The 24,081-nt window shown below is 45.1% G+C and carries 16 protein-coding genes; 5 read left to right on the forward strand and 11 right to left on the reverse strand.

All coding sequences use genetic code 11. The features are described from left to right. Nucleotides 1–62: 62 nt before the first annotated feature. Together B0I21_RS08165 and B0I21_RS08170 are read right to left on the reverse strand one after the other, a co-directional pair. The gene (locus tag B0I21_RS08165; RefSeq protein WP_133639969.1) at nucleotides 63–1,796 is read right to left on the reverse strand and encodes a hypothetical protein; all 1,734 of its coding nucleotides are present in this window, start codon (nucleotides 1,794–1,796) and stop codon (nucleotides 63–65) included. Nucleotides 1,797–1,807: 11 nt separating this feature from the next. After that, entirely contained in the window at nucleotides 1,808–3,199 is a 1,392-nt protein-coding gene (locus tag B0I21_RS08170) for a S41 family peptidase (RefSeq protein ID WP_133639970.1), read from the reverse strand. Nucleotides 3,200–3,800: 601 nt separating this feature from the next. Between B0I21_RS08170 and B0I21_RS08175 the strand changes: the two genes are divergently transcribed. The 4 genes from B0I21_RS08175 (at nucleotide 3,801) to B0I21_RS08190 (ending at nucleotide 7,476) form a co-directional block, all read left to right on the forward strand. Continuing rightward, nucleotides 3,801–4,310, forward strand: coding sequence for a DUF4932 domain-containing protein (locus B0I21_RS08175; RefSeq protein WP_133639971.1), 510 nt, complete (start codon nucleotides 3,801–3,803; stop codon nucleotides 4,308–4,310). Continuing rightward, complete coding sequence (locus B0I21_RS08180; RefSeq protein ID WP_133639972.1) at nucleotides 4,246–5,451, forward strand: DUF4932 domain-containing protein; 1,206 nt, start codon at nucleotides 4,246–4,248, stop codon at nucleotides 5,449–5,451. Before B0I21_RS08175 ends, B0I21_RS08180 begins: the two co-directional genes overlap by 65 nt. A gap of 241 nt (nucleotides 5,452–5,692) precedes the next feature. Further along, complete coding sequence (locus B0I21_RS08185; protein WP_133639973.1) at nucleotides 5,693–6,499, forward strand: SDR family oxidoreductase; 807 nt, start codon at nucleotides 5,693–5,695, stop codon at nucleotides 6,497–6,499. 65 nt (nucleotides 6,500–6,564) lie between these two features. Beyond that, complete coding sequence (locus B0I21_RS08190) at nucleotides 6,565–7,476, forward strand: helix-turn-helix domain-containing protein (RefSeq protein ID WP_133639974.1); 912 nt, start codon at nucleotides 6,565–6,567, stop codon at nucleotides 7,474–7,476. A 129-nt stretch (nucleotides 7,477–7,605) separates the two neighbouring features. Here the strand turns inward: B0I21_RS08190 and B0I21_RS08195 are convergent, their stop codons facing one another. Then, complete coding sequence (locus tag B0I21_RS08195; protein ID WP_133639975.1) at nucleotides 7,606–8,031, reverse strand: nuclear transport factor 2 family protein; 426 nt, start codon at nucleotides 8,029–8,031, stop codon at nucleotides 7,606–7,608. Between the two features lie 75 nt (nucleotides 8,032–8,106). Here B0I21_RS08195 and B0I21_RS20095 point away from each other — a divergent pair, with 75 nt between their 5' ends. Next, a complete protein-coding gene (locus B0I21_RS20095; protein ID WP_166637808.1) occupies nucleotides 8,107–8,271 on the forward strand; it encodes a hypothetical protein in 165 nt (54 codons plus the stop codon). A gap of 474 nt (nucleotides 8,272–8,745) precedes the next feature. Here the strand turns inward: B0I21_RS20095 and B0I21_RS08200 are convergent, their stop codons facing one another. The 8 genes from B0I21_RS08200 to B0I21_RS08235 all read right to left on the reverse strand — a co-directional run bounded on the left by B0I21_RS08200 (nucleotide 8,746) and on the right by B0I21_RS08235 (nucleotide 24,060). Next, a complete protein-coding gene (locus B0I21_RS08200; RefSeq protein WP_133639976.1) occupies nucleotides 8,746–11,577 on the reverse strand; it encodes a M16 family metallopeptidase in 2,832 nt (943 codons plus the stop codon). Nucleotides 11,578–11,580: 3 nt separating this feature from the next. Then, the gene (locus B0I21_RS08205; protein WP_166637809.1) at nucleotides 11,581–12,927 is read right to left on the reverse strand and encodes a MutS-related protein; all 1,347 of its coding nucleotides are present in this window, start codon (nucleotides 12,925–12,927) and stop codon (nucleotides 11,581–11,583) included. Continuing rightward, the gene (locus B0I21_RS08210; RefSeq protein WP_133639978.1) at nucleotides 12,924–14,264 is read right to left on the reverse strand and encodes a MutS-related protein; all 1,341 of its coding nucleotides are present in this window, start codon (nucleotides 14,262–14,264) and stop codon (nucleotides 12,924–12,926) included. The genes B0I21_RS08205 and B0I21_RS08210 overlap by 4 nt, the downstream gene beginning before the upstream one ends. Before the next feature lie 2 nt (nucleotides 14,265–14,266). Continuing rightward, nucleotides 14,267–16,564 carry a Gldg family protein gene (locus B0I21_RS08215; RefSeq protein ID WP_133639979.1) on the reverse strand — a complete coding sequence of 766 codons (2,298 nt, stop codon included), beginning with the start codon at nucleotides 16,562–16,564 and terminating at the stop codon, nucleotides 14,267–14,269. Nucleotides 16,565–16,579: 15 nt separating this feature from the next. Then, on the reverse strand, nucleotides 16,580–17,524 hold the full coding sequence (locus B0I21_RS08220) for an ABC transporter ATP-binding protein (protein WP_133639980.1): 945 nt from the start codon (nucleotides 17,522–17,524) through the stop codon (nucleotides 16,580–16,582). A 120-nt stretch (nucleotides 17,525–17,644) separates the two neighbouring features. Further along, on the reverse strand, nucleotides 17,645–19,015 hold the full coding sequence (locus B0I21_RS08225) for a RagB/SusD family nutrient uptake outer membrane protein (RefSeq protein WP_133639981.1): 1,371 nt from the start codon (nucleotides 19,013–19,015) through the stop codon (nucleotides 17,645–17,647). Nucleotides 19,016–19,027: 12 nt separating this feature from the next. After that, nucleotides 19,028–22,573, reverse strand: a complete 3,546-nt coding sequence (locus tag B0I21_RS08230) for a SusC/RagA family TonB-linked outer membrane protein (protein ID WP_166637810.1) — start codon at nucleotides 22,571–22,573, stop codon at nucleotides 19,028–19,030. Nucleotides 22,574–22,830: 257 nt separating this feature from the next. Beyond that, nucleotides 22,831–24,060: a FecR family protein gene (locus tag B0I21_RS08235; RefSeq protein ID WP_133639983.1), complete on the reverse strand. Its 1,230-nt coding sequence runs from the start codon at nucleotides 24,058–24,060 to the stop codon at nucleotides 22,831–22,833. Between the last annotated feature and the right edge of the window lie 21 nt (nucleotides 24,061–24,081).

Consider the following 24,081-nt stretch of genomic DNA (forward strand, 5'->3'; position numbering starts at 1 on the left):
CTCAGTATTGTAAATATCGCCGAATTATCGTTTCTAGGAAAACCTGGCGTTATGTTTTTTATTTAGTCTTTTATGACCGCGATTCCGGCCCATTCGTTATTCTTCTTTGCAGCACCATATGCGCTACCGGAAATCACTTTGATTGTTTTTGCCCATCCCGCGACGAAAAGCTTTCCTGAAGATGGACTATTAGGGTTTGCCCTCCATCCGATGTAGGCGGTTCCCCAGTCGAAGGTCTGTTTTAATTTCCCATTTCCGGATGTTTTAAATTCGAACCCATCTTCTATAAACATTCTGTATTCCCCTGTAAACGCTATCTTTTTATCAGATGGATAATTTATCTGTTTCTTTATTGCGTTGAATACCGATGTATAGCCTGATTGAACTTGTTTTTTAAATAAATTTTTGTAGTCCAATTTTACGTTACCTTGATTTATCAAAGTTTGAATAAGTTCTTTATGATCCTGTGAAAGAAATCTAAGATTTCGGTCGGCATCTAGGATCGAGCTTAATTTAAGGATGAGAATATTTTCTTTGCTATTTTTAACTAACATTACTGTTGCTTGCGTCAGCATTTTTGCGGCAGTGGACGTGGGATCACCTTTAGGATAATATTGTTTAACAACCTCTGGATTTGAAATTATTTTAGGGGCATCTATTTCAGTTACCATTGGGCTCCATCCAACCCTCATTTCTTCGAAATCTGAGGTTGCAGACCAAAATACAGGGCCTTTCTTTTGGTACTTTACGTTTACCCCAACAGATGAAAAAACTCCCCAATTCTTTGAAAAGAAGTTAACCCTAATCCTCCGATCTTGGTTGGTCGAAAATCTTCTCGTGTGAGGATCTCCGAAAAGCGTTTGCCAAATTTTACCCCCCACTGTATTTTTGCTATTGAAGGTATACTCATCCATAGTATCATAAGGATTGGAGCTGTTCACTGCGGCAGATCCTGCGCTGGTCCTTGAAGTACCGCCCGAGGTACGCGAAGAGCTACGGCCTTCATTTTCGCCAGTCATACTACGCAATCGTGATGAGGCAGATCGAATTCCCGTCGCTCTCAATGCTGTGGGAGCTCCTGCTCTTGATCTACTTCTTCCACTTTCCGCTTCCACCGGCGATAGATAATCCCGTATTATAGAATAGGTGTCTAAGATAAATATGCGATCCGCTAATTTGTAAATACCGAGATCATCGTTAACGAGAGCTAAATTTGAAAAATAATCGGATTTCAATTCATCGTTTTCATCAAGATAATTGTATACGTTTTGCGCAAGGTCGATATCGGCAATAATAGTTCCTGTTGGGGATATTTTATAGAATGTCTTTTCTATCTGCAATTCTCCGTCAAGATTCACTATCTCCGAAAATATTTCATCTTCTATCAATTCGGATGGATCATACTCTGATGCCGATGACCGAGTAGTCCTTGAACGGCCTGGAGGACGCAAGCTTGGTGTGCGTGATGTACTTCGGGGTGACATAAATACTGTGGGATTAGTCGATTCATCAAACCCGCCAATTGCTGCGTCTTTTGCGAATGATATAAATTGAGTAGCAGGTACACGTGAGGTAATGCTTTTAACTTTATTTATATCATCGGTTTCTAGAGATTGTGAAATAAGCTGGTCAAATTTGTCGAAAGTCGAAAAACTTAATCTGCCGTCTATAACATTGATGCCGTCTGCAATGCTTGAGGAGGCATTAATATCGCGGTCATAAAGGTTCGGACCAATTTCGTTTTTGTTACAGGATGATAGAACACATGCTAGCCCTGCATAAATGAACATTTTCATATGATAATTAATTAGTGAGTAATTTTAGAGACTTCTGTCAGATCGACATTATTTACTTTTTCGGATACAAAAGATTGGCGAAAATAGGGATTGTCGATCCTTTTACTTTTTGTTCCCACTCCTGTTCGTCGTTCAGCAGACATTCCCAAAGTATGCCTTAGCAACTTTTCCCTCGGATCTCCCAGCTCATACATTTTTTCATCAAACTCATCTAAGAAGATGTCGGGAGAAAGCCCTTTGCTGTAGCCCCCAAGACCCTTATGGTTGCCCAATTTGAATACTACAGGATGGATTGCTATATTTTTGTCAAGACTGGATCGCGAATTTATTGTGAGGATACCTAAATCCTTTCCATATGTATTGCTTCCGACAGTAATCAATTCCATGTAGGGTCGGACACAGTTTATAAATGCTTCGCTTGAAGATGCTGTTGATATGCCGGTTAGAACATAGATTCGCCCCAAATTTAGCCTTACTCGTTGCAGATTATCTGTAGGAATGGCTGAGATTTCTTTTCCGAGACATTCGCGTAATGTAAGTACTTTAGTGCCGATTTTCTGATTGCCACTGATCTGTAGGAATGGATTGTCGAGTGATATATCCGAAGTGAGATATGCCAACAATGCCATCGTGGCCAAATCTCCTCCAGTATTATACCGAAGATCTAGGATAAGCTCATCGATCGCTTGATCTTTAAACGTTCTTGTCGTTTCAATCAATTTCTCAATATATGCTTTTTGAAATTGTCCTATAAAAACATAGCCGATCCTGTTTGCTTTGTGAACAAAGACCTTAGGCATCCGGATGGGGTTGTCAAAGGTATGACCGGGCGATAATTCATAATTTTTATTTTCAGAAAGAATACCGTCGTTAAGAGTACATTCGGTCAGCAGGAGTTTTGCTCTTGACAAAACGTTGTTTACGTAGTCATCCGATAGAGATTTTGTTAAGCTCTGCCCATTTATTTTGCTAAACAGCATCCCTCGCTTTATACCAGAATCATGTGCTGCACCAACTTCGGCGACATAATTTACGACTCCGAGTATTCCGAATTCTTTTTTTACGATAGTGAAGCGAAAGCCGAATGAATCATTGAAACTTCTGGAATCAGTAGGGTTGTCGAGATCTTCATAATAGGAATATTTATCACTCTTGCTGAGCAAACTGTTGAAAAACAGCTGATCATCTTTGGCTGAGAAGTTAGGACTTATTTCATCTTTCCAAAGATAGTAAGTATTCATACTATCCAATATCCATGACTTGGTAGAGTTCGCAAAGTTCAGCTTTGTGTCTTTTTTGCAGGCAAGTGTAGAAAGAAAGACTAGTACGAAGCCAAATAGGTTTCCAATCAATTTCAACCCGTAAAAGGGGAGATTTGCAGTTGTAGGAGTTTGCGCAGACATGAGGAGGCGTTTGTCGTGTTAGTTTTTAATTAATATATCGGCAATAAAAGTTTAAACGAAAATTGCTTTTATTATGCTGCTAATCAATTGGTGCAAATGCGCGGCAGAAACGAAGCTTGCTTTTGGACACTATTACCATTTATACCTGATTACTCGCAATTTACGCTTAGTTACCTGTCAATTGTCTGTGATGCATAGCATGTAGCATTTGCAGGTTAATTGTTGGGGACAATCAAAAATATATTATTTATCTCTTTTTGCAAATTAATTTTTCTTTCGAAAGCTTAAAATTAACCTTAGCGAGGTTAAACAATCGATTGTTCTATTTTCTGCTTGTCTGAAATCATGTACACGCCTTTCATTGTCACGATCGAATGCTTAAATTTTTTGTGCTTCATGCTTTTGTCGAATTGACTAGCTGCAGCAATGTCGTCAAGATACGCTTGATGGTTGTATACATTGCTATTGTGTTTGTATGTTCGCTTTCGTACATGGGGTGTTCGTTAATGAACAGTTGTTGTTTTTTTAATCGCCTGATTTTCTGGCAGATGCGAATAGGCATTGTAATTGGTTAAGCGTTATAGTACCCAATCGTATTCTTATGAAAAGCAAAATTATCTTGTGTATTGTACTTGCTGCATTATGCTTATCTACCGGTCTGTACGGTCGTGCACACGAGCAACCGATTTACCAGCAGCCCGTTGTGGAAGTAGAAGGTGTTAGATTTACCATTGATCCGCGCATTGAGTTGTTTCACACCTTGGAAGTGCTGCAAGGAATACCTCTTGTTAACTTTGTTGAAATAGAGTACAAACAGCATATCTTAAGCTATTTTAAAACGTACAAAAATCTGGCGATTTTTGATTACCTATCTAAAAACCCGATGTATGGTGGCATATTCAGCACGATTGATGGGCCTATTTGGTTTTTACTACACCTCACGGAAGACCTTGAGTGGAGAGACGATATTCCAGATTTTGAAACTTTCGACCCTAAAGTGGATTCCTTGCGGTTGCTCATGCAAGACTTCGTTGCGGAAACTAAATATGAAGACTTTTTCAATGCCCAACGAGCTTTTTACGATATCTCCCCTATCGAGTTTACTTTATAACCTCACACCCTTTAATGAAAAGCAGCGATTGGTGCAATATTGTACAGACAGCGCCGGAGATGATTTGCAGTTCAATGTGATTATCAACTTTTTGGGCTGGGGCAATTTCGGCCCTCGTATCCAATCGAACGAAACCTACGAGATGTATGCGGTACTTGCCCCATCCGAAAGCGCTATAAAAATCCCCACGTTCGACATTGGTAGCTTATACAAACTGCTGTGGCATGAGTTTGCTCATTCTTTTGCCAATCCCGCCATTGAGGCGTACGAAGATGAATTTAGCGCACTAAGCCATTTGTGGCCTGCAGTAAAGGAATCGATGAAATCGCAAGCCTATGGGTCTTGGGAATCGGTAATCAAAGAACAACTGACGGAGTCTATTGCTTGTCGGATGGCGGTATCAAGATTTGGCGAGGATGTAGCCGATTTAAATTATGTGCGGTATCAGAAAGGGAGAGACTGGATGTATATCACGCCGATTATGACATCATTAAAAAAATACGAACAGAATAGAGAGAAGTATCCAACGCTGAAAAGCTTTATGCCTGAATTGCTGGCGGATTTAAAAAGAATAAAAGATAAGGATATCGAAGCCTGGGCGAATGAAGCCAAGAAAATCAGAACGCCGGCCGCCAATTCCATCCCCATCATTGATGACATTTATGAACAAGATAGCGTGTTATTTATCGTGTCTAGCCAGGAAACAGATTTAGTAGCTGATCGGCGTCTGAAGGAATTCATCATATCAATTCGAGATCGGCTATTTCAGAACGCTCAAATTGTTGCCGATACCACCGCGCTCGATATGGATTTGTCTACGTATCATCTATCCGTTTGGGGAACACCGGCGGGAAATCTGTTTTTGCAAAAATATTTAAGGGAGATTCCTGTGTTGATAAAGGAAGACAAGGTTGTTGCCGAGAATGAATATCTCGGCACAGGTTACGGAATGTTAATAAGTTGGGTCAATCCGCTCAATGAAAAAAATACAATGGCCATTTACACCGCGCAAGATCCACAAAGCTTAGTGGACTTCAATCGCATTATGCATGGGGCGGGGAACTACCATATCTTCAACAACTTCATCAGCCTAAAAGTGGGAGAATTCAAAAAAATGGGCGGTGTATGGTTGGCTAAGTAGCCGGAATACTAGATGTTTGTTCTTTGGACGAAGAAAATGACTCCATCACACCGTCGTTCCTTGAGCTGCTGACAGGCGGTTGTGTGTTTGTAAATGGATCTTTCCAGAAATGCAGGTTATTAATCCACCTCCATTTTTTTGTCCCTTTCCGTATTTTGAACACAAGATTGTCCGTTTTGGAAACAGAAGATGCCTGCGCTTGGCGCAAATTTGCAGTATTGATTTTTTAAACGAATGACATATGCAAAAGACGATTTTTATTACTGGCGCTTCTTCTGGATTAGGAAAGACAACCGCCACATTATTTCAAAGTAGAGGATGGAAGGTGATTGCTACCATGCGCAATCCGGAAAAAGAAACGGAACTGAACCAATTGGAAAACGTAACATTGCTGGCACTTGATGTCACTAATCCGCAGCAAATTAATGACGTGGTAGGACAGGTGACGCAAGATCACGAAGTAGATGTGGTTTTTAACAATGCAGGTTACGGTTTGATGGGTGCTTTAGAGGCCATTAGTGATGAAAGATTAGTGCGCCAGATAGATACCAATCTTTTAGGGGTAATACGAGTCACCAAAGCGTTTTTACCATACTTCAGAGCGCGTAAAGGCGGATTGTTTATCACCACGACATCGATTGGCGGATTAATCGGTTTTCCGTTAGGTTCCTCTTATCATGCAACGAAATGGGCGTTGGAAGGCTGGACAGAAAGCATGGCTTTCGAATTGACGAGGCTCAATATTGGTATCAAAACCGTTGCGCCGGGGGGCATTTTTACAGACTTTGGCGGAAGATCCATTGATATGAATAGCCACCCCGCTTATGCCGGCATCGAAGAAAAACTATGGGCGAGTTTTGAGGAAATGATGAAGACAGCGTCGACCCCAGAGCAAATTGCCGAAGTGGTTTACGAAGCGGCAACAGATGGTAAAAAGCAATTGCGCTATATAGCCGGGCAAGATGCTAACGTTTTTGTGGAACGTCATCAAAAGATTGGCCGCGAAGCTAACCATAAAGAGGTGGGAAAAGCTTTTTTAGGCGAATAATAGCCAGAGGGCAACTGCTTAACGATAGTAGTTGCCTTTTTGTACATTAGTAGTTTTATACGGTTATGCACATTATCCGATCTATATCCGAATTTCACCGGCTCTTAGGGCTTCGGGAGCCGCTACATCCTCTTATCAGCATCATCGATGTAACAGAATTAAAGTTGCAGGAAAATGCTATCTGGGATCAGTTTACGGTAGATTTCTACAGTATTTCTATCAAAAAGAACATTCAAGCTAAAGTTCGCTATGGCAGACAACACTATGATTTTGATAAAGGGGTGATGAATTATTTTTCACCGAAGCAGATACAATCTTTCGATATGGAAACCACGCAGCAATTTATACAAGAATGTGGACAGGGATGGATGTTGCTGTTGCATCCGGACTTTTTGGCCGGCCATCCGCTGGCGCAGGAAATCAGAAATTATGGGTTTTTCTCGTACGCGGTAAACGAAGCCTTGCATCTTTCTGAAAAAGAAGAAGCGGGAATACTAGATATTTTTAAGAAAATTGAAGCCGAATGCACGCATATCGATCGCCATACACAACCCATTATACTATCAAAAATTGGCGAGCTTTTACATTATAGCAACCGCTTTTACGAACGACAGTTTATCACCCGTAAGACGAGGAACCACGATTTGCTTAGTGACCTAGAGGCCTTACTCAACAATTACTTCGACCGAGAAGAACCGCTTAAAAAAGGACTACCCTCCGTCGAATTTATCGCGCGGCAGCTAAACCTTTCCACGCATTACCTCAGCGATATGCTGCGATCATACACCGGCCTAAATGCGCAGCAGCATATTCACGAAAAAGTGATTGAAAAAGCCAAAGAATATCTTCTTGCTGGCGATTTTTCTGTCGCCGAAATAGCCTATAAACTCGGCTTTGAATATCCACAATCCTTCAACAAATTATTTCGCAAAAAGACCGCCATGACACCTTTGAAATTTAGAAGCTCGTTGAATTAAAAGTATACTACACCCTACCGAACAACAAAAACAACAAAGTCTGCATGGCTGCAGACTTTATAACTAAACTAAACTAAACAATGCAATGTCTCGCGACGTGGCGATATTGAAACAAAAATTTTTATGCTATTAGGGGTAGGTTGTTACTACCTTGCTTACTTTCCAGCTATCTTGTTCCTGATTTAAGGTGATGTAATCCACACGTGTGAAGTTTTCAAAGACCATGGTCGCTTTGGCCATGCAAGTTTTTCCAGTTTGATCGAGGATCTCATAGCTAGTCTTACAGTCAAAGTTTACGCCGTTGTGTGCTTTTAAGAAGGCGATGTATTCGCCCTTGTTAAATGTGTCGTCGTTTGCACTGTTGCTGTACTGAAAATCATCCGCAAAAAGGAATTTGTTCAGCTCGATGCTGCCAAGGGTGGTTGCTTCCAGGTAGGTGCCTATAACCTTTGCAGATTCAACGTTCTTTAACGGATTGTTTTTCTCTGCTGCGAAAGAAGAGAATGAGCTGATCATGATGATGGCTGCTGCGATGGTTGTTAATGTCTTTTTCATGGTTGTGCTATTTTTAATGTCTTTTAATATGTTATGTTATTATTTCCTATTTGATACCTCAAAATTACAGTGCTGATGCCTGCTGCTGAATACCTTTTAGATGGATTGCAGCTGTTTCTCGGTAAATGCGGAGCTTTGGTCGGTGAAATCTTTACCGATGTGCTTAACCACACCACGGATCGCTTGCCATCGGTAAAGAAGGATGCAACAGCTTTGCCAGAAAACGTAAGTGATGGATAGTGAGGGCATTATGTTTTCGAGCGTTATTTTAGCTGTTCGATAACGAACAACAACATGTTCAGCATTGGACAAAAGGAAGAGTGGGATGCACCAATAACAGATTTTGGCACCATTTAAAAAACCAAAATGCTGAATTCAGCGCGGAGATATATTGATCATGTTTGCCATATGCGGATATCCCCTTAATCTGGTATTAACAAAAAAATCCTGAAGCGGGGAGCTTCAGGATTTTTTTACTAACTAACCAATTATTAACCTAAATTATGAATACTTGTAAGCTTTCAAATCATATGCCAAAGAGATCGTCAAGTATGGATTTAGCATTTTTTAACAGAAATTATGGATTGATGGAAACACGACAGTATGTTTCATAAAGAAACAGACAAAAAAGCAGCCTGCGCGGGGCAGGCTGCAACTAAACTAAACAATGAAATGTCTCACGACATGTCGGATATTGAAACAAAAACCTAATTTTTATTTTTCAGGGTAAAGCACAAATTGAAAGAAATGCTCTTTATTAAGGTATTTCTTGGCAAGAGTCTGTATCTCTTCTTTTTTGATAGCTTTGATCAGCTCTTTCTCCTTAAAGATTCGTGCGGGCTCTAAACCGTCGACCGAACTGCTAAGCAGGTAGGATAACCAAAACTCGTTATGCTCGAGCTGTTGATCGCTGCTGAGTACCTTCTCGGCGATATACTTATCCAGATCCTCTTGGCTCGGGCCATTTTTGACGATCAAGTCAATTTCTTCCAGCGTGGCGTTCGTCAACTTCTCGACCAGCTCGGGCGAGGTCGTGAATGAAATATTCATGCTGAAGCGTTTGCGTGGATTCTTGGCCAGCGATGGCGATACGCTGATGGAGTAGATACCTCCTTCTTTTTCGCGAAGGCGTTCTGTTAGCTTGATAGTAAGGCAGCTCGACAGCGCATCCATCAAGAGGTTATTGTACTCGCTGTAGTCTGGGTAGGCGCTTAAATAGGCCATCGCTACAGTAGACTTGTCTTCGTGGCCTTTATGGATAGACGCAATTATTGCTTTTTCTGACGGGTAAACGCCGTTATCTGCAAATTTCTCTTTCCTCCCCGTGCTTGGAAGTGTAGCCAAGTATTGGGTGAGTAGCGGATCCAGTTGCTCACGATCGATATTTCCCACAATAACAAAGGTGAAATCGGATGCGTCAGCAAAGCGATCCTGAAAAATTTCTAATGAACGTGCCAGGTCTATCTGATCGATCTTGGCAACTGTAGGCCCAGTTTTTCGTGGATCGTTGCCGTAAAGCAGCGTCGCAATGCTATCGGTAAATACAGCATTCGCTTGCAGATGCCTGTTTTTAAGCGCTATCTTGGATTTCTCTAAGTTTGCTTCGTTAAATGATTTGTCCAATCGTGTTGCCGTGAAATAACCATAGATAAGCTCGAAGGTGGTTTTTAAGTCTTCTTTGCTACCATATGCTTTGATGCCCTCGCCGATTTCATTAATAAACGGGCTTGCCGATGCATTTTTACCATTGAGGTAGCGCGACAACTGTAGTGAGCTAAATGGTCCTAAACCGCTGTTGACCACAATGCTTGTCGCATTGACGGCCGATTGGTAGTCTGCCGAAGGGTAAAGTGAATAACCTCCGGGGCTGAAGGAGGTGATCTGAATTTCATTGTTTTTCAGTGTCGTGGGCTTCAAGATAACCTTCGCGCCATTGCTAAGCACAAGCGTCTCTGTACCGACCTTTTCGTCCTTGCTCTCGCTCACAATCGTGCCCGGCTGTGGTAAAGAAGAAAGCAGCGCGGTTTCTGCAACCTCCTCGTTGTAGGGAGCTACCGGCTGTTGCAGGGCTTCGCTCAGCCAAGCGTTTATCGTTTCTTCCTGTGGCACTTCTTTGCTGGCCTGAGGGTGTACCAGTATCATGTCGCGGTTGCTGGTCGCCTGAAAATCTCCTTGGTAGGCCATCAGGTCCTGCAAGGTGATTTCATTGACCGCCTTCAATAATACCGGCTGTAAAAATTCGAACGATGGAGCAGGTTCATTTTTGAGATAATGCGCCAAGATCTCGTCCATAAAAGCTTTAGACGGTGTTTTGTCGTATTCTTTAAGGCCCTGCTGCAGCATGGTTCGATAGTCTGCCTTGATGCGTTCCAACTCCGTATTCGTAAAGCCATATTCCTTTATCTGTTTTAACGTAGCGTAAACGGCACGGATGCTAGACTGTAGGCTGTCTGGCTTCGGCATGATCTGTATGCCGTTGGTTTCGAGGTTTGCGAGTAATGCACCATTGCTCAACGAGGCAGCAAGGAAAGGTGTTTTCGCCTCACGTGTTTGCTCGCCCAAACGTGTATTGGTGAGCTGGATAAAAAGGCTCTTGGCCAGTGAAGTTTTGTAATCCGCTAAACGTTCGGTCTTTTTTGCCTGCTGCTTGTACAGAATCTGGAACGACGTCTGCGTCACCTCTTCATCGGTAAATGCCAAAAACTGGTTTTTGCCGCTTAAGGGGATGTTATATTTTTTAGATTTCGGTGCGTTTTTCGGATTCTTCAAGGTCGAAAACTGCGCGATGATTTCCTGCTCGATTTTCGCGGGATCGATGTCGCCAACAACGATTAGTGCCTGAAGCTCGGGGCGGTACCAGTCTTTGTGAAACTTCCGGATTTCGCTGTACTTGAAGTTTTTCAATACCTCTTCAGTACCGATTGGCATACGATAAGCATAGCGCGAGTGGTTGGTCAGCAAGGGGAACGTTTTTTCCTGCATGCGGTGGGAAAGTCCGCCGCGCTGTCTTTTCTCTTCGAGTATGACACCACGCTCCTGATCGATCTCCTCGTCTTCCAGGAGCGCACCATCTGCCCAATCGCGCATAATAAGCATGCCCTGTTTGAGCAGCTCGGGGTCTTGGGTAGGTAGGGGAAGCTGATACACCGTTTCCTCAAAGCCCGTGTAAGCATTCAGGTCGGCACCAAAACGTATGCCCGACTTTTGCAGGTAATCGACCAGTGCATTTTTGGGGAAGTGTGTTGTGCCGTTAAAATTCATGTGTTCCAAGAAATGGGCTAGTCCCTGCTGCTTATCGGTCTCCTGTATGGAGCCAACTTTGTTGGCCAGATAGAGCAGTACTCGCTCTTTTGGCTCGGCATTGCGCAGGATAAAATATTGGAATCCGTTCGGCAGTTTGCCCACCTTTACATGTGGGTTCAAAGGAATTTCATCACCGTTCAGCGGCTGCGATTGAAGCGTTTCCGCTATGTTGTTGGACAGCGCCGGTTGTGCGGTCATGGTCCATAGCGCCAGTGTTGTTAAAAATAAGGGTCTAAAGTACATGCTTTAAAATTTTGATCTGCTTTTTTCTAGTAATTCGAGTACGTTTTCTTTATGGATAAGCACCATACCGTGCTTGTCGGCACTGATGCCCGGCTCGGCACGGTAGGTGTAGGTCGGTATCTGCCCACGCATAATGGTTGGCATTTTTAGGAACTGCACCTGCGGAGCGACCGTTTTCAACTGCTCGCCCACCTCTACGATATGCGTAGAGATCAGGTATTGGCAGGAAGTATGTTTTTGGAAAGCTGCGGAAACGGCAAAGGTGGCCTCAAACGCGTCCTTCACGTTGGTGCCCTTAAAGAGTTCGTCAAAGATCACCAGCAACTGTTTTCCCTGCGCAACGGCCTCGGCTACGGTCTTCACGCGCAGCACCTCGGCATAGTAGTGGCTATGACCCAGGCTGATATCATCCTCGACATTGATCGACGTGAAGAGACCTTCCTTGATGGAAAACTGCATCTGTGCGGCGGGAACAGGAAAGCCCATATGGGCCAAATAGATGGCAATGCCCAAGCTTTTCATATAGGTAGACTTTCCGGCCATATTAGCGCCGGTTAGAAAGATCAGGTTGCTGTCTTTGCTGTAGGCAATATCATTGCCGACGGCATTGGGCACCGTGGGGTGGTATAGATTGCTGAACAGCAAGGTCTGCTGTTCAGCAGGCCGAGCTTCGGCGCGGATGAAACCACGCGCATTGGCCACTTGAGCGATGGACTGAAACGTGTCGATGAAGTAGATCATCGAAAATGCATCGCGCAAAGCGTTGGACCATCTGTAGCGCAGCAGGTAATCACCGCGAACGGCCAGTGCAAAGGGTAGATTTTCTGCGTGCTTCGCGAGCTCTTCTTCGAGTGCGTGCAGCTCTTTACTTTCCAGTATCCAAAGGTTTGCCAAAGGAGTGTCACCAAGCAATGGCTGATGCTGCTCGATTCCGAGGCTCTGGATGTAAGCCCGGAGCTGAGCGAGCAAACGGATCACCGCGCGGATCGCACGTTGAAAGTGGGTCCGGTTTTCTGGAAGTCCAAGTTTTTGCCACAGCCAATTGCGGGAAATGTAAAGGCTGCTCTGTAGCATGCTGCCGCCAGCATCGCCACTGATAAAGTTTTGCGCGAGGTCTAGATCCTCCAGATCGATGATGAGCTGTTGCTGCTGTCGCCTGAAGAAGGCAACCAGATCGCTACGCTTGTTGATATCCGCTAGGCGGGTCAACGGCTGTTGAAACATGCTTTCCAATAGGTGCTCGCCTCCGAAGGTCTGGGTACAGTTAAAAACCGAGAAAATAGAATCACGTCGGTATTTTCCCAGTATATGGAGATCTTTCAGTGTCTGTTTGTCCGTTAAGAAGCTCATACGCATTTTGATTCTTTAGAGGTTAATAGGTCGAGAATACCTTCGTTTTGGATGATGACCATGCCGTGTCGGTCTGCCGTGATGCCTTCCTGCAAGAGGTAGGTGTAGTGGGGGATACCATTTTTCAAGATCGTGGGCAAGAAAACGTAACGAATGTCGGGATGGCTGTGCTGCAGCGCTTCACCAGCTTCTAGAATGTGTGTGGAAATCACGAATTGGCATCCCGGATGTTGGTATAGTTTGGCAACAACGGCCACCGTACCCTCATAGGCATCTTTCACATTTGTTCCGCGAAACATCTCGTCGAAGATCACGAAGAGCTTTTTCCCCTCAGCCAGCTGCTGCGCCACCTTTTTGACCCGAAGCACCTCCGCATAAAAATGACTGTAGCCCATCTGGATGTTGTCCGGCAGGTTAATAGATGTATAGATAGCTTCGCGAGGCGAAAATTCTAGGCTTTTGGCCGGGACAGGAAACCCGAGGTGAGCCAAGAACAGCGCAATGCCCAAAGACTTCATAAAAGTCGATTTTCCGGCCATGTTGGCGCCCGTCAAAAAAGTAATATTATGTTGGCGATCCATAGAAAGGCTATTGCCCTTTGCCTGCGGTACCAAGGGGTGAAAGACAGCTTCGTAGCGTAGCGTATCGCTTCCGTCGACGATGATCTTGGGTAGGGCAAAATTGCGCTCACGCGCAACGCTGGCAGCCGCTATATAGACATCAAGCGTATAGATATCACGCAGCATGCCCTGAAACAGATCCTTCTCTTCAAAACGAAGAATATTGTCCAACAGGATAACCTGCTGCCGGTCTATCTTCTTTTTTTCATCCAGTAACGGTATGGTCTCCAGCGCGCTGCCTTCCAATCGACGGGCGAAATCTTTTAGTTGTCTGCCCAGCGTACCTGCTGCTTGTGTCTGGGATTGCTCGAGAAAATTTCTCCAACCGTGCAGGATAGCACTGCAGGCCACAAGGCCCGCAATCACCTTCTTGTACGCATCATCTGCACCCAGCAGGGCCTGCAATTTTTCCTTTAAGGTCTGTTTGCCTTGGTGCAGACGGCTTCTTTCATCGGCCATGTCCAGATAAAATAACGCTTGGTCGAATAGGCTGGTCTCAAAAGGAAATACGGCGGGGTGCGCAATAAAATGCTCAATGGTTTGCGCCCGTTCTTCGATTTGGCTGCCCTTGGAAAGCGGATAGGTAAACCATTCTTCCAATAATGCGGCACCGCCTGCGGTAGCTGTTTTGTTGAATAGGCCGAAGACCGATTCCTTGCCACGCTGGCCAAAAATAGCCAGATCGTCGGCGGTCTGTTTATCGATAATCAAGCTCATGGTTAACGCCCCCTTCTTCTGATCCAGATAATCAAGCCAATGGCCAGCATGCCCAGCGGAATGACGATCTTAAATAGGATGGAAAAATAAGTCCAGCTGGATTCGCCAATGCGCAGCGTTTTATCGATAGGATCTTTCAGGCGCATATCCACCGGCACTTCCCCGTCGCTAAGCCACGAAAAGGCTGCGCTCACAAGCGAAAAGTTGACGGCATTAACCTGGTTGCGCTGAATAAACAGTTCGCTGTTGCTGATCCAGTCGGCATCACCAGTCACCAAAATTTTCTGCTCTTTGCTGCGCAATGTTCGCGAGAGCGCCAGCACGGTAGGTCTTTCCCCTTGTTTTTCGCCCAGCTCCGGATCAAATACCGGCTTGGCATCAATGAAATTGCCCTGTTGCAGTTCGTTCCACGTGCCGCTGCTGTCGCTCGCAAATAATGCCGTTGCCTTAAACGGGCTATCTGTAGTGACTACTAACCCACCAGCGCCGGGCATCGTGATCACCTCTTGGCGAGAGATCAAGGGCTTGAGGTAAAACGAAAAGTCGGCTCCTGCGGCAGTAGGCTGCAAGGTCAACAAATCGGGTTGCAGGGCTTCCTGCTGTTTTACCAACACCCCTTCTTCCATCGTGACGCCGAGCGGACGCGCTATATCATTAAAGATGGCCGCTTGTTCTGGCTCGCCGGTAAGCAGCATGTTTCCGCCTTTTTCTACATAGCGGTGCAGGATCTGCAGCTCACTTTCGCTGTAGTTTTTACGCGGGTTGGCAACAACCAAAATATTAATATCCGCTGGAATATCCTTCGCGAGGTCAATCTCTTTGAAGTCAAAACCCTGATTGACCATGGAGTAGCGGAAGGTTTTTTCCTGCGTGATAGTCTTGTAGTCGCGATCCTGTGATGATTTGCTGTCGCGTTCGCCGTGTCCGCTCACAAAACCAACGACGGGTAGCTGGTCAATGACCAATCGTTTGATGGCCGCACTGATTTCCGACTCTGTCGGTACACGCACCATATCGTTGAACACCCGAAGGAAAGTCTTTCGCCCATTCTCGCGTTCCAGCACGCGAACAAAACGGAAATCCTCGCCCGTAAGGTCAACCTTTTCCTGAATGGCACTGTAGGGCACAATATCAAAATCCCATTTGTTGAATTTTTTCAGCGTGTCCAGACGTTGCTCGGTATTCAGGTTTGGAAACTGCCGGTCAAGAATGGGGTTTTCCGCATCGTGGTAATAATACACGTAGCGCATTTTGGTTTCCGGTTTAAAACGGATGTATTTTTCAAAGGAAGCGACGTCACCTTTGTAGGCTGCAGGCAGGCCAATAAAGTTATTGCCCTCCAGCATGTTGACATAGGTGGTTATTGTAAAATCACCATCTAATTTAGCCATAATGGCCTGGCTACTGGCCGTTAATGTATTCCTTTTCTGATAGGTGCTATCATAATATCCCTTAAGGGCAGGGAGCGTACTGATATAGCCAGCCAAAAAAACAAGCAGCGTCACACCACCAAAACGCATAAGATGTTGCATCCCAGATTGCTTCTTGCGTACTGCCTGCAAGCGGAAGATGGTAAAGGCAATAAACAGCACATCTACCAAAATAAAATAAAAGAAATCTTCCGATGTTATCAGCCCGGCAATAAAGGTGTCTACGCGGCCATTTATAGCCAGCCAATAGGTAATCTCGCGCACAAAAGGAATGTCCTGCCACAGGCCACGACCAAAATTCATCAAGGCAAATACACAGAGTGTACCAATGGCTGCCACAATGTTATAGCTGGTTAGTGATGACATAAATAACCCCACCGCGCTGTAAGCAGAGAGCAAGAGGAAGAGCCCCAAGAGACCCGTCAATAACGGTGCGATGTCCGTATTGATCAGCGACGACATGGTGAACAGCGCAAATATGGCTACCGTGAGCGTCAGCGTCAAGCCAAAGAGCAGCAGGGCGATATACTTGCCCAATATAATTTGGCTGTTGGTGATGGGCGAGGAGTAGAGCAGCTTGATGGATCCGCTACTGTATTCGCGGCTCATGATACTCATGGTCAACAGCGGCATGTAAAGGTACAGGTAGCTTTGTACTTTGGGATAGATGCCGCCCCAGGCCGATGAAAATAAGCTCTGTGTGGCATTGACCAGATCTATTTTCATCGACTGCACGCGGATCATACCTTCAAAGTTTTGTGTAAACAAAAAACCTATCTGAAAGGTGAATATCATCAGGATGAGCCAAGCGACAGGCGAGTAAAAAAGTACTTGCAGCTCTGTTTTGGCTATTTTGAGTGTTGTTTTCATGTGCTTAAATAATCGTTACGCTTTACGCTTTCTTTTGGTCATTTCGGAGAATACAGTTTCGAGTGAGCTCTTCTCCGAAAAAATTTCGATCAGGTTCCATTTCTCTTGTACGCTGCTTTCCACAAGAAGCTGGGTAAGCTCCTGTACGTTGGCCGAGCGTATACGGAATTTGATATGGCCAATAGGCTCGACGTCGAGCACCCCCGGAAGACTTTGCAACAGCTCGATCGAGGGAGGCGAAATCATGCTCACCATTACGCTATTGGGCGCTACTTGGCTATCAAATTCCTCCATAGAGCCCGAAAAAACCATACGTCCTTCATGGATCATCCAAATATGGTCACATAATGCCTGTACTTCCTGTAGGATGTGGGTAGAGAGCACAACAGTTCTTTCTTTGGCGATTTCGCGGATGAGATGACGTACATCCAAGATCTGGTTGGGATCTAAGCCATTGGTCGGTTCATCCAGTACAACGAAATCAGGCTCGTGGATGATGGCCTGTGCAATACCTACACGTTGTTGGTATCCGCCGGACAGGTTTTTGAGTAGACGCTTGCGAAAATGAGTAATATTGCATTTAGCGAGCACCTTGTCTAGTGCCGCCGGAATGCTTTCTGCCGGCATCAAGCGTAGGTTCGCCGTATGGATAAGATATTCTTCCACGGTTAGCTCGGGCAATAAGGGCGGGTGCTGGGGCAGGAAACCAATATGCTTTTTTGCAGCAACGGGGTTTTGTGCCATATCAATCCCGCGGATCAGTACTTTGCCGTGCGATTGGTTAAGCACGCCGCACATGATGTTCATGGTGGTCGATTTTCCGGCACCATTGGCACCTAGGAGGCCATAGATCCCATTTTTCTGTACCTCAAAATTGATCTCGCGTACAGCCCATTGTAGGTTGTATTTGTGCGAGAGGTCTACTACCTGTACGATAGGCGTATTGTCGTTTATGGACATAGGTCTTAAATTTTACGTAAAGAATATCCTATACAGCACCAAAAGACGCTGTTCAATGAGCCTTCAGAAGAACAACCCCTATCATTCGGGTTGCCCTTCCAAAAGCTACTCTTTGCTATATTATCTTGGATTTTGCACGATCTCTGGATTGAGTACGATGTATTTGCTAGCAATAGGCAAAACATAACGATTACTACCGGGCTCAAGTGTAAAGGTTTCTCCTTTTAATACCCGTGTCTGTGTCGCAACCAATCCTTCCTTCGCCAGACGCTTTTGATCAAACCAACGTAAACCTTTTGCCATAAGCTCTTTCCGACGTTCGTTGATGACCAGCTGTAAAGCGGCCTGTTGGCTTGTTGCAGTTAAACTTTTAAAATTCTGTGGACGAAAGCGCTGTTTCCGTAGTTGATCCAGGATGGGCAGGGCTTGGGCATAGCTGCCGCCACGTACCAAAGCTTCCGCTTTGATCAGCATCATCTCCGGCACGTTAGGGCCGTTGGTAACTTTTTGATTCAATGACATGATGCGGTGTTTCCAGTAGCCTTTACCAGCAAAGGCCGACCAAGTGCCAAAGGCTGATCCATCTGCCGTGAAGAGTTCTCCACGAAGATCGCCCGGCTCAAAGAGCGCTAACAACTCGGGATTAAGGGATAGTACGGGCGAAGCATTGCCCAAGGTCTTGATAAAAATCTCCTCGGGATCATTCAGCGCATAGGGATAAGTATTTGGAGCCGCAACGTAATTGTTGAGGTTCACGAGTCCGCTTTGGTTGGCTAGTGTCTCATCCGCATAGCGTGCCGCCTCTTGGTAGTTTCCCATTTGCAGGTACACCCTTGCTAAAATGCCCTTGGCCGCATTTTGCGAGGCCAGAATGTTGTAATTTGCCTTTACAGGTAGATCCGCGATTGCACTCTTCAAATCCGTAATGATCTGGTCGTATACCTTTTGTACGGAAGCGCGCTGCAATGAAGCGAATAAATCTGGGCTCGTCAACAAGGGAACACCCAGGTCTGTCGTTGCAGTAGCGACGTCATATTGTTTGGCGTAAATGTTAACTAGATAAAAATAATTAAGCGCGCGGTGTACTTTGGCTTGTGAGAAGATGCTTCGCTTCTGCTCTTCAGTACCCCGTTCACTCTGCAATACTTCCGAAGCGATCAGGTTAAATTTGTAATTCTGGTTGTACAGTCGTGCCCAGTCCTGATCTTCAGCATTATCTCCGGCAATATCTGCTCCCCAAGTGTATGCATTGGCATCGGCGGTGTACAGACGGTTCAGGTAAACATCATCTGTAGAACCTATATCATCGCTAGCCAAGACCGGATAGTAAAAGGATTGCTCGACCTGTTGGCTGTTATTGAGCATGTTCTGGTAATCTTCGGTATATTTAAGTTCACGCTGACCAACCAGATCAATCTCTACATATTCCCTGCAGCTACCGGTAAGGAGTACTAGGACAAGTAAACTTATTGTTTTAAAAGTTTTTTTCATGATACGAATACATTAAAATCCAACACTTAAACGGAACATATAGGTAGGCACAGGCGGCATGCTGCTGTAGTCGCCATTGAACATATATTCCGGATCGATATCGCGGTCTGTTTTCTTCCATAGAAGACCTAAGTTCGTCGCTGCGAAACCTATTGACAAAGACTTGAACGTCCGGTAGTCATGAAGCATCGATGCAGGGAACCTGTAGTCAAGAGATAGCTGCTGGAGGCGGATGTGGCTCGCATCAAACACGTTGATGTTTGAAAATGCGTAGCGATCAATACTGTTGAAATTGGTGTTGATAACACCGGGTATGTCGGTAAAGGCCTCGTCACCCGGTTGACGCCAGCGGTTTGTAAGCCTTTTGCTATTCCCTAAGAAACCGCTAAAGCCGGCAGTATTGTTTGGATATTGGGTGGAGTTTACATCAATGCCGCGGACTTTATGTCCGAAGTTCATTGTTACCCGCGCGGTAAAAGTTAGGTTTTTGTAGCGTACGGCATTGGTCCAGCCACCGAAATACGGAGCGGTCGAGCGTCCCATATAAACCAGATCGTCGGGTGTGAAAGAGAAGGTCGACCCGTCAGCATCTACCACATTTCCCTGTAGATCTTGCACCTGCGAGCGACCTTTTTCATCAAGTCCCGCCCATCGGTAGGCAAATAGCTGATCGATAGGGTATCCTTCCAAAGGTAGGGATGCTGCACTTGGCGTGTTAGAGAGGTTTTTAAAGCGGCTATCCGTAACTTCATTTGTTGTATAGGATAGGTTAACGCTGCTGTTCCAGTTCCAATCGCTTTTTCGAACGATATCTCCGGCAAGCTGTATATCCACACCACTACTTTTCATGTTACCCGTGTTAAATTGCAGGGTTGTCCAGCCGTAAGTTGCATTGTAAGGTACATTTGCTACAATGCCGTAGGAACGCTTACTGTAATAATCCACATTTGCCGAGAGTCGGTTATTGAACAAGCCAAGGTCCATGCCTAGGTTGAATGTACGCGTTGTTTCCCAACCCAACATCTGGTTTGCAGGATTTGAGATCGAGCCGTTCGGCAATTGCGTATACGAATCGTTTATCGAAGAATTGTAGATCGTAAACGATGTACCCCCAACCGGAACGGAACCTCCTGTTCCAATGCTAGATCGGATCGACAAGGTATTAACCAAGCTGACGTTTTCGAGGAATGCTTCCTTGTGCAGATCCCAACGCACACCAGTCGACCAGAATGGCTTTGCACGTTTGGCACGGTCAACACCAATGATTGTTGCATCGTCAAAGCGCGCGCTTCCGGTCAGGTAGTACCTGTTCATCAAGGTATATCCTGCGTTAGCGTAGTAGCTCATGTAACGTTGACGAGAGATGTTGATCGGATTATCTTGTATGCCATAAGTTTTGTTTGATCCATAGATAGTCGTGTAGTAGCCGAGCGTGTTTATTGCCGTTGACTGATAAGTGTCTTTGTCAAAACCTAGTCGCGTTTGAAGATAGCCCATGTTGTAGCTTTGTCGGATTTCGCTTCCGGCAAAGACATCTAGGTGATGGATCTCATTCCATGTTTTGTTGGCATCCAATTGAAAGCGAACGGAGTAATCGTCTGTTTTGGTATTGGAGGTAATAAACCGTCCGCCCAGCGGTATCCCGTATACGAATCGACCATTTTGAAGGATGGTTCCCTCATTGATCAGGGAGCGCATGAAATACCCCTCTTTATCGCGTAGACTTTCCATGTTCAAGGTTCCACGTTGATACGAACCAGAAAGCGAGGCGTTAAGCCAGCTCAATGGAGAATAGCGGATGTTACCGATTATACGTGTCATGTTGTTATCGTAACGATCGTCGTTGTATTGCAACTCGTCAATATGGTTGTAGCTCCACGGGAGATAACCTTGACTCTCAAAGCGCTCGCGTGTTACCTGGGGCGTAAAAATGTAATAGCGGTCAATAGCATTGCCGTCTTCATCGCGTAGCATATCGTAAGGCGTAAGACCGAGAGCGCTGGTTCCAAGTCCGGTTTTAGCGCCATCGTTTACCGTACTTTTCTGGATAGTATGATTAAGGCCCAAACCTACTTTAACTTTGTTATTAAAATAGCTGTTGTTAATGTTGAACGTTAGAGCTAGGTTATTGGATTCGTTGTTTCTATAGATTGGGCGGTCTTTGTTATAGACAGCAGAAGCATAGTACTGTGCACCGTTTACAGCACCGTTAAAGGATAGGTTGTACTGTTGCGTTTGAGCGGTTTGCAAGAGGTTATCGCGTATTTGATCGCTGTTGTTGCGTGTGCCCATCTCGGCAAGTATGGCGTCGCGTTCGCTCAGGCTAATTTCGTTACGTTTCGCACGAAACATCGTTGTAATTGCTTCACTCACATTTGCATAGCGCCAAGCCGATGAAGGATCTGCATAGAAATTGTTGTCGAATAGTTCTTGCTCAAATTCGATGTATTCGCTAGCATTCATCCGCTGCAGTCTGTTTAGATCCGCCGGAGCCGTAATACCGAAGATGGAAGAGAAGTTGATGCTGTTACGGCCACCACGTCCTGATTTGGTTTCGATCACGATCACGCCATTGGCTGCACGGGAGCCCCAGATGGAGGCTGCAGCCGCATCTTTCAATACCGTGATGCTCGCGATGTCATCTGGGTTAAAGTTGTTTAAAATGCTGGGGCTTTGGTTTGTGGCAAACAGGCGACCTTCACCTGTTGGGTTATTGCTGAGTTGTTGTTGCATGGCCGGAAATCCATCGATCACAATCAGCGGAGAGCTATAGCTTCGCTGGCTGGTGCTACCTGCCGAGAAGTTGTTTGGCGAGCGCACTGTTAACCGGTTTTCTTTCATGTTGAATTGTAAACCGGATACTTGCCCTTCCAATCGTTGCATCAGGCTCAATGCAGGACTCTCCTGAATTTTCTTCTCATCGATCACCACCAAAGATCCAGTTGCTTTACTAGGATCAAGTTTTTGATAACCGGTATTGGCCATTACGGTAACCTCTTCGAGGGCGGCCGTTTGCTCCTTCAGGATAAAGATCGGGCCAAGCTCGCTTGCTGGGGTGCCGCTCAGGTCGATTTGACGTACCTCATAGCCCAGATAACGGATTTCCAAAACAGCTTTTTGAGGTACACCTTCTAGAGAGAATACACCTTTGCCATCTGATTTTGTTTGTAGGCTAGTGCCTTTTATGCGCACGGTAGCACCTGCAAGAGGACGTTGCTTGCTGTCAGTGACGATTCCGCTCAGGGTTCGCTCCTGCTGGTCATCGGTCACAATGATGGTGTTATTTTTCAAGATGAAACCTAATGGTTGTCCTTGAAAACAGAGTTGTAAAATGGTCTCCAGCTCGATTGCCGATAGGTTTAGGCTACGTGGACTGAATTTTTTTAGTTGTTCCGGACGGATGACATAATCGTATCCGCTTTGCTTGCGCACTTGTTGCAAGATTTGTTCAAGGTTTGCATTTTCTACGTGGAGGTCAATCCTGTTCTGTCCGTGAAGAGCAGAAGCAGACTGCAGGAAGAACCCGAGCCATACGATGCATAGTAGTTGAAATCGCATGATTAATCTGATTAGTAAGTTCGAAAAGAAGTGGGTGTTCGGAGGTACTGAACGATCCTTCAGCTTTTCTTTAGCTAAAAAATAATGGTACATTTGTTTGCTGATTTTTGGACATGAGCTTTCCTGCTGATTTCCGTAGGGCTCATGTAATTCATAATTATCTTGATCCAAGATGCTGTGTTCGAAAATCCTTAACTAGGGGCGTGGCTGCGCTCCTAGTTTCTTTCCGAAAACACGTTAATAAGGTGAAAATGTGTTTACGGTATAACCATCAGCCTCCTTTCCCTATCATTTTGTTGTATGCTGAATTTTAGATTGGTTGTTGTTTCCAAGATCTCCAAAACTTCTTTTAAGCTTTTGCGGCGCGAAATGTTACTGATGTACCGTTGATCGCCCATAGGGCCCATGTAGTGTATATCGATAGCATACCAGCGGCTGATCTGGCTCATTATTTCCTGAATCGTTTCTCCATCGAAATAAAAGTCTCCAGATTTCCAAGCAAGTTCCTTATCAATATCCACCTCTTTAATATCTAGCTGCTTACCCACTTGCAAGGCCTGCTGTCCCGGTTTAAGCAGTAGAGGAGCAGGGCTTGTCGGAACAGATAGTGCGATCGAGCCTTCTTCTAGCGTGAAGCTATGTTTCTTGTCGTTGCGGTAGGCTTTTACATTGAATTTTGTACCTAGTACGTTCACCGCTGCCGAACCGGCGTGTACCACAAATGTTTGATGTTCCCTACCACTGGAGCTTGGCGACGTTCTTTTAGTGACTTCAAAATAGGCTTCGCCTTCTAAGAAGACCTCCCTTTTTGATCCTTGGAAAGCAATCGGAAAGGTAAGCTTGCTATCCGCGTTGAGGGAGACTTTCGTGCCGTCTGCCAATAATACCTTGTATACGCTCCCGGGCGGAACAATGATGGTATTGGTCGCTGTGCTCCCCTGCTGATTAGCTGTTTCGCCGGTTTTATAACTGATCTGCTCGCTGCTGCTCAGATCGATGTCAACCTGATGATCGCTACGGCTTTCTGCTTGCCCCAAATTGTTCAGATATACTTTCTCTCCGGAAGATAAAATCAATACCGCACCGTTTTCTGCGGCAGGAACATCAACCTTTGAATCTTTTATGCGGGTCGGTTCTGGGATGTTATTGCTCACTTGGGCTTCTGAAACTACCTTGTTTGTAGTTTGTTCAACCCGATTGAATGAAAAATAGTAGGCTGCAGTTCCAACGATTAATAACGAAGCTGCTATCGGGAGCCATTTTTTCCAAGACGGCAGTCTCTGTATTTTATGATCGCCTTGTAGCTCGAACCTTCCCCATACGTCTGCCAAATCTGCTTCCAGAGTCGCTTCGTCCAATTCCAGTTTCGGCAATTTGGATTTGTAATCAACGAACCAAGCGTCAATAAGGGCTTCCTCCTCGGGTGAGCAGTCTCCATTTGCATAGCGCTGCAGGATCTCGGAATCTATGTTAAAGTGGCTCTTCATATTGTTCGTTATATAGATAGA

Origin of the sequence: Sphingobacterium paludis, assembly GCF_004364125.1 — a bacterium.
GTDB lineage: Bacteria > Bacteroidota > Bacteroidia > Sphingobacteriales > Sphingobacteriaceae > Sphingobacterium > Sphingobacterium paludis.